This is a genomic window from Bacillus sp. AL-1R (genome assembly GCF_052180195.1).
In the GTDB taxonomy this organism is placed as follows: Bacteria; Bacillota; Bacilli; order Bacillales; family Bacillaceae_G; genus Gottfriedia.
Window position 1 is genome coordinate 4,155,192 of record NZ_CP197469.1, and the last position, 14,809, is coordinate 4,170,000.

Annotated in this window: 10 protein-coding genes, 2 rRNA genes and 1 riboswitch (1 of these 13 running past the window's edge); all 12 genes read right to left on the reverse strand. The window is 35.8% G+C overall.

The genetic code is table 11. The annotated features are described in order from the left end of the window. Nucleotides 1-24: 24 nt before the first annotated feature. The gene (purF, locus tag ACSBO6_RS19760) at nt 25-1,437 is read right to left on the reverse strand and encodes an amidophosphoribosyltransferase (protein ID WP_098846132.1); all 1,413 of its coding nucleotides are present in this window, start codon (nt 1,435-1,437) and stop codon (nt 25-27) included. Continuing rightward, entirely contained in the window at nt 1,422-3,641 is a 2,220-nt protein-coding gene (purL, locus tag ACSBO6_RS19765; RefSeq protein ID WP_098846131.1) for a phosphoribosylformylglycinamidine synthase subunit PurL, read from the reverse strand. The genes purF and purL overlap by 16 nt, the downstream gene beginning before the upstream one ends. Next, nucleotides 3,625-4,308, reverse strand: coding sequence for a phosphoribosylformylglycinamidine synthase subunit PurQ (gene purQ, locus ACSBO6_RS19770; protein ID WP_098846130.1), 684 nt, complete (start codon nt 4,306-4,308; stop codon nt 3,625-3,627). The genes purL and purQ overlap by 17 nt, the downstream gene beginning before the upstream one ends. Next, nucleotides 4,305-4,559: a phosphoribosylformylglycinamidine synthase subunit PurS gene (gene purS / locus ACSBO6_RS19775; protein ID WP_069032645.1), complete on the reverse strand. Its 255-nt coding sequence runs from the start codon at nt 4,557-4,559 to the stop codon at nt 4,305-4,307. The genes purQ and purS overlap by 4 nt, the downstream gene beginning before the upstream one ends. Further along, on the reverse strand, nt 4,547-5,269 hold the full coding sequence (gene purC, locus ACSBO6_RS19780) for a phosphoribosylaminoimidazolesuccinocarboxamide synthase (protein WP_098846129.1): 723 nt from the start codon (nt 5,267-5,269) through the stop codon (nt 4,547-4,549). Before purC ends, purS begins: the two co-directional genes overlap by 13 nt. 117 nt (nt 5,270-5,386) lie before the next feature. Next, the gene (purB, locus tag ACSBO6_RS19785) at nt 5,387-6,682 is read right to left on the reverse strand and encodes an adenylosuccinate lyase (protein WP_098846128.1); all 1,296 of its coding nucleotides are present in this window, start codon (nt 6,680-6,682) and stop codon (nt 5,387-5,389) included. Beyond that, nucleotides 6,679-7,827, reverse strand: a complete 1,149-nt coding sequence (purK, locus tag ACSBO6_RS19790; protein WP_098846127.1) for a 5-(carboxyamino)imidazole ribonucleotide synthase — start codon at nt 7,825-7,827, stop codon at nt 6,679-6,681. The genes purB and purK overlap by 4 nt, the downstream gene beginning before the upstream one ends. Then, nucleotides 7,824-8,309, reverse strand: a complete 486-nt coding sequence (purE, locus tag ACSBO6_RS19795; RefSeq protein ID WP_098846126.1) for a 5-(carboxyamino)imidazole ribonucleotide mutase — start codon at nt 8,307-8,309, stop codon at nt 7,824-7,826. Before purE ends, purK begins: the two co-directional genes overlap by 4 nt. Nucleotides 8,310-8,440: 131 nt before the next feature. After that, nucleotides 8,441-8,542: riboswitch (purine riboswitch) on the reverse strand. A 245-nt stretch (nt 8,543-8,787) separates the two neighbouring features. Further along, entirely contained in the window at nt 8,788-12,294 is a 3,507-nt protein-coding gene (locus ACSBO6_RS19800) for a S8 family serine peptidase (protein ID WP_498843921.1), read from the reverse strand. A 487-nt stretch (nt 12,295-12,781) separates the two neighbouring features. Next, nucleotides 12,782-13,879 (reverse strand): PRK06851 family protein, encoded by a 1,098-nt coding sequence (locus tag ACSBO6_RS19805; protein ID WP_498843922.1) that lies wholly within the window; start codon nt 13,877-13,879, stop codon nt 12,782-12,784. A gap of 205 nt (nt 13,880-14,084) precedes the next feature. Continuing rightward, nucleotides 14,085-14,200 (reverse strand): 5S ribosomal RNA (gene rrf, locus ACSBO6_RS19810). Between the two features lie 59 nt (nt 14,201-14,259). Next, nucleotides 14,260-14,809, reverse strand: a 23S ribosomal RNA gene (locus ACSBO6_RS19815); it runs 2,388 nt beyond the window's last position.

Sequence of the window (14,809 nt, forward strand, 5' to 3'; positions counted from 1 at the left end):
CGACTGCTCACCGCCTCGATTTTTTTAATTATGAGAATGTACTAATTCATTTTCATCATAGATTACTGTTGGATACTTCCCTGTAAAGCATGCAGTACATTGACCTCTATTTGGTCCCTCATGATTTCTACCAATAGCATTTAGTAATCCTTCTAGACTAATAAATTCTAATGAATCTGCACCAATTTCTTCGCAAATTTCTTCTATTGTATTAGTTGCTGCAATTAACTCTTCTCTTGTAGAAGTGTCAATACCGTAATAGCATGGATTTTTCAATGGTGGTGCACCAATACGAACATGAACTTCACTTGCACCTGCATCACGTAACATTTGTACGATTCGGCGGCTTGTAGTTCCACGAACGATTGAATCATCTACCATTACTACACGTTTCCCCTCAACGATCGAACGTACTGGAGAAAGTTTCATTTTAACCCCTTGCTCTCTAAGTTCTTGAGAAGGTTGAATAAATGTACGACCAACATAGCGATTTTTAATCAATCCAAGTTCATATGGAATACCAGATTCTTCTGCGTAACCAACTGCTGCTGAAATACTTGAATCAGGAACACCAATTACTACATCTGCCTCAACAGGAGCTTCTTTAGCTAATACACGCCCCATATTTTTACGTGCAGCATGAACATTGATATTGTCAATATTGCTATCAGGACGAGAGAAATAAATATATTCCATACTACAAATTGTGTGATTAACTGAAGAAGTAAACTGATCAGTTTCCACTCCTTTGTCTGAAATAATCAGTAATTCTCCCGGATTAATATCTCGGATATATTTTGCTCCGACTACATCAAATGCGCACGTCTCTGAAGCTACTACATAAGCGTCACCTAGTTTAGCTAACGCCAATGGTCTAAAGCCATTAGGATCTAGTGCAACATACATTGCATCTTTTGTAAGAACTAAGTAAGCGTAAGCTCCTTTGATCATATTTAAAGATGCTTTAATGCTATCCTTTAATGGAGCAGAACCGTTACGTTTAATTAAATGAGCAAGTACTTCAGTATCAGAAGTCGTTTGAAAAATACTTCCTTGCATCTCTAAATCTTTACGTAATCTTGAAGCATTTACTAAATTACCATTATGAGCAAGAGCTATGCTTCCAGTATGCGATTGGAATAGTAGAGGCTGAACGTTTTCATATCCGCCTCCGCCTGCAGTTGCATAACGAACATGACCAATAGCAGCTTTTCCGTGTAAATCATTTAATTGACCTTTACTGAAAACTTCTGTTATTAAACCAAGTCCTTTTGCACCTTCAAGCTCATTTCCATTCGTTACAACAATTCCAGCTCCTTCTTGGCCTCTATGTTGTAAACTATGAAGACCATAGTAGGAGATTTGGGCAGCATCAGTATGCCCCCAAATTCCAAATATTCCACACTCTTCGTTTAGTCCTTTTATTTCAGCAAGCATGGGATCGCCTCTTTCCAAGACTGTTTCAGTTCCTCAACTGAAGCATGAAGAACTGTTTCATTGTTTTCATTACGAACTGTTACTGATGTTTCTTCTGTAACTGTACCGATTAACTTTGCATCTACTAATGCTTCGAATTGTTCTTTATGTTCAGGTTTAACTGAAAGTAAGAAACGTGATTGAGTTTCACTAAATAATGAAACAACTTCATTTCCTTCGATTGTAATAGTTGCACCCACTTCTGACGGACCAAATGTGCTTTCTGCAATCGCTACAGCTAAACCACCTTCAGAAATATCATGTGCTGAAGCAACTACACCTGCTTGGATAGCAGCAAGAATTTGCTCTTGGCGACTAGATTCAACAGCTAAATCAATGCTTGGTGCTTTACCAAAGATTTTGCCATTTAATAATTTTTGAAGCTCACTTCCACCGAATTCAGCTTCTGCATTACCGATTACATAAATTAAATCGCCAGCAGTTTTAAAGTTTTGAGTTGTGATATGATCAACATCTTCAATTAGACCTACCATACCTACTACAGGAGTTGGGTAAATTGCTTCACCATTTGTTTCGTTATATAATGATACGTTACCACCGATTACTGGAGTACTTAATACATTACAAGCTTCACTCATACCATCTGTTGCTTTTTCTAACTGCCAGAAAATCTCAGGTTTTTCAGGATTTCCGAAGTTTAAGCAATCTGTAATTGCAAGAGGACGTGCTCCTGAACAAATTACATTACGTGCTGCTTCTGCTACTGCAATTTTCCCACCAACTTCAGGATCTAAATATAAGTAGCGTGCATTACAGTCAGTTGTCATTGCTAGAGCTTTTTTAGTATCACGAATTCTGATTACTGCAGCATCAGAACCTGGAGCAACTACTGTATTTGTACGAACCATATAATCATACTGACCGTAAACCCACTCTTTGCTTGCGATTGTAGGTTGAGAAAGTAATTGTTTTAACGTTTCTTTTGAATCATTAATTTCAGGAATATAGTTTTCCATCGCTTGGAACTCACCATAATATGCTGGTTCAGTTGATGGTTTATGATATACAGGTGCCTCTTCAGCAAGAGCATCTACAGGTAATTCAGCTACAACCTCACCTTTATGAAGTAAGCGAAGCATCTTATCGTCAGTAACACGGCCTACAGATACTGCATGTAGATCATACTTTTCAAATAAGTCTACGATTTCTTGCTCTCTGCCTTTTTCTACAACTAATAACATACGTTCTTGTGATTCTGAAAGCATCATTTCGTAAGCTGTCATACCAGCTTCACGTTGTGGAACTAAATCAAGATTCATCTCAATTCCCATTCCAGCTTTTGAAGCCATTTCAGCAGATGAAGATGTTAATCCAGCTGCACCCATATCTTGAATACCAACAAGAGCGTCATTTTGAACTACTTCTAAACATGCTTCAAGTAATAACTTCTCCATAAATGGATCGCCTACTTGTACCGCTGGACGTTTCTCATCAGATGCATCAGATAACTCTTCAGAAGCAAAAGTTGCACCATGAATTCCATCACGACCAGTTGAAGCACCAACATACATTACTGTATTTCCAGCACCATGCGCTTGACCTTTTTTGATGTCTTTATGATTAATTAATCCAACACACATTGCATTTACTAAAGGATTGCCTTCATAACATGGATCGAAGTTTACTTCTCCACCAACTGTTGGAATACCAATACAGTTTCCATATCCAGCAATACCTGCAACTACTTCTTCAAATAAATACTTAACTCTTGGCGTTTCTAATTCACCGAAGCGTAAAGAATTTAGAAGTGCAACAGGACGTGCTCCCATTGAAAATACGTCACGAATAATTCCACCTACACCAGTTGCAGCACCTTGGTATGGTTCAATTGCAGAAGGGTGATTATGGCTTTCGATTTTAAATACTACAGCTTGCTCATCGCCAATATCAACGATACCCGCACCTTCACCTGGTCCTTGTAAAACATGTTCACCACTTACAGGGAATTTGCGTAATAAAGGCTTTGAGTTTTTATAACTACAATGTTCTGACCACATTACTGAGAATAATCCAAGCTCTGTATAGTTCGGATTGCGACCAATAATTGATTTGATTAATTGAAACTCTTCATCAGTTAAGCCCATAGTGGCATAAATTCTATCATTTTCAATTTGAATTGGATTTGGCTCAAGAAGTAACGACATGGTTTTCCCTCCAGTTTCTTACAATTGAACGAAATAGTTGAAGTCCGTCTGCTGAGCCTAATAATGCATCAACTGCACGCTCAGGGTGTGGCATCATTCCTAATACATTTCCTTTTTCATTAACAATTCCTGCGATATCATCTAAACTACCATTTGGATTATTTTGATAACGGAAAATTATCTGATTATTACTTTTAAGTGCTTCATATGTTTCTTGATCGCAATAGTAATTTCCTTCACCATGTGCGATTGGTACTGTTATTACTTGACCTTTTTCATAACCAGTTGTAAACATTGATTCATTGTTTTCAACAACTAGCTCAACAGGCTTACACATAAATTTTAATTTCTCATTACGTCTAAGAGTACCTGGTAGTAGACCTGCTTCAGTTAGAATTTGGAATCCGTTACAAACGCCAAATACTGGTTTACCTTCAGCAGCAGCTTTCTTCACGGCATCCATCACGTTGGCAAAGCCTGCAATTGCGCCAGAGCGTAAGTAATCTCCATATGAGAAGCCACCTGGTAATAAGATACCATCAAATTCATCTAAATTCGTTGAATCATGCCATACGTATTCTACTTCTTCGCCTAACTCATCTTTGATTGCATGATACATATCAACATCACAATTTGAGCCCGGGAACACAATTACTGCAAACTTCACTGTGCGACTACCTCCTCTACCTCATAACGGTAATCTTCAATTACGATGTTTGCTAATAACTTTTCACACATTTCTTTTACAGTTGTATCTAAATCTGCAACATTTTTATCAATTAATAATTCCATATATTTACCGATACGAACATCTTGAACTTCGCTAAAATTCATGCTGTGAAGTGCGTTTTTAACAGCATTTCCTTGTGGATCTAAAACACTTTCTCTTAATGTAACGAATACTCTTACTTTGAACATGATAATCCCCCTAAGCGTTTTAAAATTTCTTCGTATCCATCTGTTAAGTTACCTAAATCTCTACGGAATACATCTTTATCAAATTTCGCGTTTGTCTCTTTATCCCATAATCGGCAAGTATCTGGTGAAATCTCATCTGCTAACAAAATTGTTCCATCATTTAATTTGCCAAACTCTAATTTAAAATCAACTAATCGAACATTACATGCATCAAACTGTTCTACTAGTACATCATTAACACGGAGAGCAATCTCTTTAATTGTTTCAAGTTCTTCTGGTGTTGCTAGTTTAAGTGCAGCGATATGATCTTCATTAATAATTGGATCACCTAAATCATCACGTTTGTAATAAAACTCAATGATTGGCTTTTCTAACTTAACTCCCTCATCTAATCCCATGCGTTTCGATAAGCTACCAGCAATGATATTTCTAACAACTACTTCAATTGGTATAATTGTTACTCGTTTTACAAGTTGTTCAAGTTCTGATGTTTTTTCTACGAAATGAGATGCAATACCTGATTCCATTAACTTTGAAAATAGTAAACTAGTAATTGCATTATTCAAGCGACCTTTTCCAGCAATCTCTGCTTTCTTTTCACCGTTAAATGCAGTTGCTGAATCTTTGTATACAACTCTTACAATTTCAGGATTCTCAGTTGAGAAAATTCTTTTTGCTTTTCCCTCATACAACATTACTTGCTCTGCCATGCTAACAATGCCTCCCATATCCTCATTTAAACACCCAATAGAATTTATGCTTTTTTAAGTTATTTGAATTGTTTGGCTAAGAGTTTATTTCTCTAATCTTAGCCAAACAATCATTTATTAATTTAATCCTAAGCGTTCAAAAATTGTATCGACTTGACTTAAGTGATAGCTGTAGTCAAAGCAATCATTAATTTCTTCTTGAGATAATAAAGAAGTAATTTTTTCTTCTGCTTCTACAAGCTCTTTAAACTGTACTTGAGTTTCCCATGCTTCCATTGCTTTTGGTTGAACAGTGTCATAAGCTTCTTCACGTGACATTCCTTTTTCAATTAAAGCAAGTAGTACACGTTGAGAATAAATTAATCCGTAAGTACGATCCATATTACGTTTCATATTCTCAGGGAAAACTGTAAGGTTTTTAACAATATTTCCAAATCGATTTAACATGTAATTTAAAAGTATTGTTGCATCCGGTAAGATAATTCTTTCCGCAGATGAATGTGAGATATCTCTTTCATGCCAAAGTGATACATTTTCATAAGCCGTTACCATATGACCTCTAATTACACGAGCTAAACCTGTCATATTTTCAGATCCGATTGGATTACGTTTATGAGGCATTGCAGATGAACCTTTTTGACCTTTTGCAAAGAATTCTTCAACTTCACGTGTTTCACTTTTTTGTAATCCACGTACTTCAGTTGCAAACTTTTCAATTGAAGTTGCAATTAAAGATAGTGTTGCCATGTAATGAGCATGACGATCACGTTGTAAAGTTTGAGTTGAAATTGGAGCTGCTTGAATCCCTAACTTTTCACAAACATATTGTTCAACAAAAGGAGGAATATTCGCGTATGTTCCAACTGCGCCTGAGATTTTACCTACTCGAACTGATTCAACCGCATTCTTGAATCGCTCTAAGTTACGTTTCATTTCTTCAGTCCATAAAGCAAGTTTTAATCCAAAAGTAGTTGGTTCTGCATGTACACCGTGAGTACGTCCCATCATTACTGTGTACTTATGTTCTTTAGCTTTCGTTTCAAGAATTCCAATGAAGTTCTCTAAATCTTTTAATAAGATGTCATTTGCCTGACGTAATAAGTATGAAAGTGCTGTGTCTACTACATCAGTTGAAGTTAAGCCATAATGTACCCATTTACGCTCATCGCCTAGAGTTTCAGAAACTGCACGTGTAAATGCAACTACATCATGACGTGTTTCTTTTTCAATTTCATAAATTCGATTTATATCGAAAGAAGCTTTTTCACGTAACACTTTTACGTCTTCTTTAGGAATATCTCCTAATTCAGCCCATGCTTCACATGCTAAGATTTCAACTTCTAACCAAGCTTTAAATTTGTTTTCTTCTGTCCAAATTGCTGCCATTTCTGGGCGTGAATAACGTTCAATCATATTTTTACCTCCACCGGGCTTTGATTCCAAATCCCTAACTGTTGTACTTTTTGCATCGCTAGTTCTGTTGATGCTGCCATTATATTAATATGTCCCATTTTACGGCCTTTTTTGCTTTCTTCTTTACCATAAAGATGGACATTTAATGTACTATCATTTTGCATTACATTCAATACATCTTCAACATGTTCACCTAATATATTCACCATTACAACTGGTTTTAGTAATTCCGTGTTACCTAATGGTAAATTACAAACAGCTCGAATATGCTGCTTAAACTGTGAAGTTTCAACTGCCTCCATCGTATAATGTCCTGTATTATGTGGACGCGGAGCTAATTCATTAATATAAACCTGCTCATCTTCTGTTACAAATAACTCAATTGCTAATACACCTACAAGATGAAATGAGCTAGCTACTTTTTTTGCATAGTTCTCAGCTGTTTCTATTACTAATTTTGAGGTATTTGCTGGTACAGATGAAGTATGCAGAATTTGATTTATATGAACATTTTCTGCGATTGGAAACGTACTAACCTCTCCATTACTATTTCTTGCGACAATTATTGACAATTCTTTTACAAAAGGAACCCAGCCCTCAAGAATACATTGCTGTTTTTTTACAAGTTCTAACGCTTCAACAAAGTCTTCTTCAGATCTTAATACAACTTGCCCTTTTCCGTCATAACCACCAGTTGTCGTTTTCAACACAGCTGGTAAACCTATATTCGTAACTGCTTCCGAAAATTGTTCTTCATTTTCAACTAATCGAAATGGAGCAACCTTAATGCCTAAATTTTGAATAGCAGTTTTTTCAGTTAATCTATTTCTTGTTAGCTTTAATAACTCACTACCTTGAGGTAAATAGGAATGTTCATCTAAATACTCAAGTGCATTTACATCAATATTTTCAAATTCATATGTTATTACATCACTTACTTTCGCAAGCTGTTTAATTGCTTCTATATTAGAATACTCAGCTGTAATCTCTATATCAGATACTTGCCCACAAGGTGAGTTTGGAGTAGGATCTAAAACAGCTATTTTATAGCCCATTTCTTTCGCTGAAAGCGCCATCATTCTTCCAAGTTGGCCTCCCCCGATGATCCCTATTGTTTGTCCTGGTAGTATTACTTTGTTATTCATAATGATTCACTACTTTCTAGAACTTGTTTAGTAGTGTTTTCACGACGAGTTTCTAATGCTAAATAAACGTCTTGATCTTGGATACTTAATACTTGAGCTGCAAGTAAGCCTGCATTCGTCGCACCTGCTTTACCAATTGCAACAGTTGCAACAGGTACTCCACCTGGCATTTGTACAATTGATAATAATGAATCTAATCCATTTAAAGCTTTTGATTGTACTGGTACACCAATTACTGGAAGTGTCGTTTTTGCTGCTACCATGCCTGGTAAGTGAGCAGCACCACCCGCACCTGCAATGATTACTTTAATACCACGTTCTCTAGCTGATTCTGCATACTCAAACATTAAATCTGGTGTACGATGTGCCGAAACAACTCGTTTCTCATAGCTAATATTTAGCTCATCTAACACATCACAAGCATTTTTCATTGTTTCCCAATCACTTGTACTCCCCATAATGACACCAACTACCGGTTTCATCTGCTTTTCCCCCAAGTTTATCGCTATTTTTTTATTTTTTACAATAAATTTCCAACAAAAAACGCCTAAATAGAAATATCCCTCTATGGCGAGAAAGATAATCTACTTAGGCGTATACTAATAACGTACACGTGTGATTAACTTCCCCTCATAGTCCAGTAATTTAAGGTTACTAGGTAGAAACTTTTGGGCCATATTCCCAAACTTATATGAGGTTTGCTAAAATTCCTATCTCTATAGTATCAATTTATTACTCTTTTTTCAATAAAATATGAATGTTTTTCTTAAAAAATATTTTAATGTTCGTGTTTTACTCAGTTTTATACATTCTATGATGCCTACTTTTATTAAATTACCGATAGCAACTGTAATTTTTTTATTTGTTATTCGGATTTCAATTATCGAATAAGAAATGAAAAACAAAAAGCTATCTATCCCTATCATAAATAGGAAAGATAGCTTTTTCAATTATTGACTTTTATTGAAGAACCGTTAGTTTAGTCGGAGTTGATGTTATTTTAAATCCATCTTTAGTTACTACGTCAGCAGAAATATAATATGTGCCGTTTGGTAGATCTGCTTTTGGGAACCATTTTATATGAATTTCTCGTTCATTTTTAAATCCAAAAGTATCTACAATATTTCCGTTTACATCTTTTACATTAAATGTCCAATCTACTCTGTTTTGAGCAAAGTAATCAACTGAAGCTACTCTGTTTTTATTTAAGTTTGTAGTAGGATAAATACTACCATTTGACAGAACCATCCATTCACTCATATATTTGGAGCTTTGATCTCCCCAAGTAGCATAAGAGTGATTAAATGCGTTGTCAGCTCCACCAATTACAATACTCTTTGGCTCAACATTTACTAGTAATGTTTGCGCTGCGCCTGGTGAATAGTAATTCCCATTAACCCAGACAACCGAAGCAGCATAACCAGTTTCATCATCAGTACCCTTCCATGAAACTTCATATTTCCCACCATCTTTTGGTGTAACCTTAATATCTGTAACTTTAGGTAGAATCGAATCAACTTTTACTGGCATTTTTACTTCTTGAGGTTTTGCCCCTAGATAGTCTAAAGTTGTACGAATAACGTAATGATAAACACCATCAGGAACAACTTGTCCATTTTCATCTGTCATATTCCAAGCGTAAAGTTCGTTGTAGCTAGTATCCCCAAATGACATGACATTTTTTCTAAATTTATATGGGGTTCCATTAAATTCACTAAAGTCGCCAAGGTATTTAACCATTTTGCCTTTTTGATTTTCGATATAGATTTCAGTTTTAGCTAAATTTCTTAAAGCTGTAAATGAAGAATAAATTCCATTTAAATGGAAGTTTGGTGAAATAGCAATTTTGTTAAGATCAAAAGTACCCGTTGTTGAATTATATCCTTTTGGATAACGTTCTGATGTTCCATCCCATAATGCTGTATAACCTAAAAATGCATCTTTTTCCCATGCAGGTGGATCGATATTTCTTGGCGCATCCCATCTACCATTAAAGCCCATATATGGGATTGTGAGAGGTACTGCTTTTGTTTGATTTTTAGGAACAAGTCTTACGAATCCTTCGACAAACGCATTTTCATTTAATGTTCTAGGAAGACGAATCTCTACAGTTAGGTTTTTCTCTTGTCCTGGTTTAATTTTAAATTTAGCACCATCTGTACTAGATATCCTTTGATCATTTACATAAACTGATGCGCCTTCAATTTTTTTACTATTTAATGTTAAATAATCTTTTGAATCCAAAGTTCCATCGCCATCTAAGTCAAATTGTTTTGTTTCAGTTGCATCTGTCAATAGGTCTACATTAACTGTGTACTCATATTCTTCTTTAGGATTCTTTGCTTCAAGAGATTCTACATTTAATTTAAAAATCGCTCGATCGTTTTTAATTTCTTTCAACGCTACTGCTCCTGCTTGCTCAAGTGGAGTATCTTTTCTTGTTACGATAACGGGTGTTTTAATTGCATTCTGAATTTGCATTAAACCAGAACCTTGAATGCGTGGTGAATATGGCACTTCTCCATTTGTTTTAGGGTCCATCACAACACTCGATGTATTCATTAATGCAATTTTAGCCTTTAGAGCTGTATCTTCTGAATGTTGTAATCCTTTTTCATAAAGAGACTGTAATACTAGTGTCGAACCACCTGCTACATGAGGTGTTGCCATTGACGTACCACTCATCACTTCATAATCATTTCCAGGTACAGTTGAGTAGATATTACCCCCAGGACCAGAGATTTCTGGTTTAAAATCTAATGTACTTGGCGCGCCATATGATGAAAAATCAGACATCATATTTTGATCTGGATTATCAATCCATGTATCTCCGTCTAACTTCATCTTTACAATTTGATTATTATCTAATTTATTTATTAATTCTTGACCAACAGCCTTACCAGTTGTCGCAGCCGGAATTGAAAATTCGCTGAATCTTAAAATCGGATAATCTACTATATTACTAGGTGGAATGACAATTACAGCTTTTGCTTTATATTTTGCCGCATTAAATTGAACAAACGAATACGATGTATATTGGTTATTCATTTTAGCTACGACGATTTTTCCTTCTACGTTTTTATTAGTAAAATCAGTAGGCTTCGAACCTTCTCCTACATATACCATTTCATATTCTTGATTAGGCGTTAAATTTCTAGAAAGTTTAAAGTTTTTTGATGGAGCAAATTGCGTTTGGTCTTGGAAAGGAAGTTTAAAACCATTAACATCTCCTAAAGTATTTAAGTGCACTTTTGTATTTTCATAAGAAGCAACTGATAGAGCAAAAGGGCTTACTCCAGGTGCACCTACTGTTCCAATATCTGGATTTTCAGCATATGGCTGATAAGCAGAAGGATATAATAAGTTGTGTTTCGTACTGTAAGCTGAGTTTCCAGCAGCAACTACAACTAAAGTTCCTTGTTCCGTTGCTACACGTATTGCTTTTTGAACCGGATCAAAATCTTCACCTACAAATCCTGAATCAACACCTAAACTCATATTGATAACATCAGCACCCATTGTTACTGCATGCTCTATTCCTGCTATGATATCATCTTCATAAGCACCTCCACCTACATCGGAGAATACTTTTTCAGCTAATAATTGAGTCCCCGGAGCGATTCCTTGAACACCACTATTTGCCTCGTCACCATTAGCACCAATAGTACCTGCAACATGCGTACCGTGAGGACTTCCATCACCACGAGGAATAATATCAGTGTCATGATCAGCCCAATCATAACCTGTTGGTACTTTATCGGTGTACCAAACATCATTTACAGAAGTACCGTCTAATTTAGTTTTTATACCAGCTTGGGTTAACTTTTCTTTTTGCTTCCCCTTTTCAGTTAGCGTCATGTCCTTGTGAGTATAATCAATACCAGAATCAACAACTGCAACAAGTAAACCTTCTCCTTGGTAGCCATATTGATTCCAAACCTTTTGAGCTTGTACTAACTCTTTACTAGCTGCCATTGTTTCATGGAATGTTCTTGCAACACTTACGTTAAGTACACCTGGTGTAGACTTGATTTCATCCAAATTTTGATACTCTGTCTCAACACTAAATCCATTAAACCCTTCAAAGAAACGTTGCTTTAATTTAGGTGAATTTGATTTAGCTCTATTTTTCTTTGTAATTTCTTCAATTACTTTATTTTGTTTTTCTTTAAATAAGGATTTTTTCTTTGACGCTGAAGTCTCAGAAGTTGAAGGTTGATCAACTTCTACTATAAAACGAACTTTATCAGTAGGTTTATAAGTTTTCTCGGACTCCTCCTTTTGATGATCTTTGTATAAATCCACTTTACCTTTCGAACTTTGATCTAGCAATTGTGGAACATGATCCTCTATCGCTTGAGTTGTTATATCACTTTTTTCAGCAAGTACTGTATATGATGAGAAAATCAAAGATGAGATTGCTACTGTGGACATTACCTTAAACGGTAAAATTTTACGAAGTTTCATGAAATCCCTCTCCTTATTATGGACGTAATATTTCTATTATGTATTTGCTTTAATACTATGATTAAGAGGTTAGTAGTTTAATAAATCTAGGATGATCAAATTGCTTAAACTTAAGCCCTTACCATTATGTAAGTAAATAAATACAATCTAAATGTACATTCATCATATACTGAAGTAAATTGGGGGAATTTCCTACGAATTGAGTTGACATTTTTCTACAATTAATAACAAAAAAAATGATTATTGGTTATTCTTAAACGTAGAAACTTTGAATAATAAAATGAAATAAATAAAAACGTGTCGTATTATTTTAGTTCAATCGCATGTTTTAAATCAGAACTTGCGAAAATATAGAGAAAATTCAATTAATTCTATATACGTTTAGAATAAAGTAGAAATAAATGATTAAAAAGAACTAATAAATCTCTTCTTCAGAAATAAGAAAAGGTGTACCTTCGTAGATACACCTTTTTCAAAATAAATAATACTAATTTTTTATTATACTTTCAATTTCCTCTATTAATTCTGACTGAATCTTATCAACTTTTGTAAAGTCCATAGCGCCAACATAGATCGCTTCTAATTTGTCTCTAAGAACTTTAGCCTCAGCCAAATAAGAGATCGCTTCTTTCATTTTATCTTTATATGAATTCGTTGTTCTTTCTATTTCAGTAGCGTATTTCTCGTCTGTTCCTGGTGTAATGCATCTTTCATACATATCAATAATTTCATCATTTTCACGATCAGGAAAATATTCATGTGGTGCTGTACTATCAAAAATTGCAATACCTTTTTCAGGTATAATTACCATATCAAGACTGTTTGGATCAAATCCACAATGATAAATCTCTACATCATATCCTCTTTCTTCTCCTGTTGCTGCTATTTTCTTTAACATTGTTGATTTCCCAGAACCAGCTCTACCTTTAATAAAATATCGCTTTTCGATTTCTTCTGTTAAATTTTGAATATAATCAACCGCACCACTTGGAGTTGCTGCACCTAAAAATCTATGCTTTACTTTGGAATCTTTTTCAGTATTACTTTCATTGCCATAAAATAGCGCTATCAATTCGTCAGTTAGTTTATTAGCTTCTAAAAAGTCCATATTCGATATATAAATCTCTTCAATTTCATCATGAGCCTTTAAGGAAGCCGCAAATGTGTCATACGCTTTTTGAAACTTCTTAGAAATTTCATCATTTAGTGATAGTATGGTTTCCTTGTGCACGGCCAATTTCTTAGAATTCCAAGCAACTCCTAAATTCACATATTCTTCAATAACCCCTGGAGCTTTTGGTTCAATTACATGTGGCGCTGTTCCGTCCACTATACCTATTTGAAATTTCGGGATAATTAAGCCATCAACTGAATTAGTATCTGAAGAACAATGTAAATATTCAATATCGATTCCCTTATTTACAATCAATTCTCCAATTGTTTTCATTAAAGTTGATTTCCCTGTACCTGGACCACCTTTTAGAATGAATAATTTATCTAAATCCTCTAAAGCTGAGTCATAGAGATTATAAAACCCTTTTGCAGTATTACCACCTGCATAATAATTGAGTATTCTTCCTCTCATATTTTTCCCTCCATTCAATCTAGGTTATGTAGATTTATAATTAAGGGTGTTTGCCCAGCATGAATATTATTGTTTCCATTATTAAATATTTTTTAAGTGAACTTGTTGGTGTTCATAAAACTTGTCGTTAAAGTTATGGTAAGAGTTAATATTTTCAAATTTAAATACAAAAAAACATCAGCTATTAGGCTGATGTTTTTTTGTTACCAGGCGACGTTCTACTCTCACAGGGGGAAACCCCCAACTACCATCGACGCTGAAGAGCTTAACTACCGTGTTCGGTATGGGAACGGGTGTGACCTCTTCGCAATAATCACCTGATTTGTATTTGAGTTGTACTTTTGTACCCTCAAAACTAGATAATGTCATTATCAAACTTGTTAGTTAAGTCCTCGACCGATTAGTATCAGTCAGCTCCACGTGTCACCACGCTTCCACCTCTGACCTATCAACCTGATCGTCTCTCAGGGGTCTTACTAGCTTAACGCTATGGGAAATCTCATCTTGAGGGGGGCTTCATGCTTAGATGCTTTCAGCACTTATCCCTTCCACACATAGCTACCCAGCCATGCTCTTGGCAGAACAACTGGTACACCAGCGGTGTGTCCATCCCGGTCCTCTCGTACTAAGGACAGCTCCTCTCAAATTTCCTGCGCCCACGACGGATAGGGACCGAACTGTCTCACGACGTTCTGAACCCAGCTCGCGTACCGCTTTAATGGGCGAACAGCCCAACCCTTGGGACCGACTACAGCCCCAGGATGCGATGAGCCGACATCGAGGTGCCAAACCTCCCCGTCGATGTGGACTCTTGGGGGAGATAAGCCTGTTATCCCCGGGGTAGCTTTTATCCGTTGAGCGATGGCCCTTCCATGCGGAACCACCGGATCACTAAGCCCGACTTTCGTCCCTGCTCGACTTGTAGGTCTC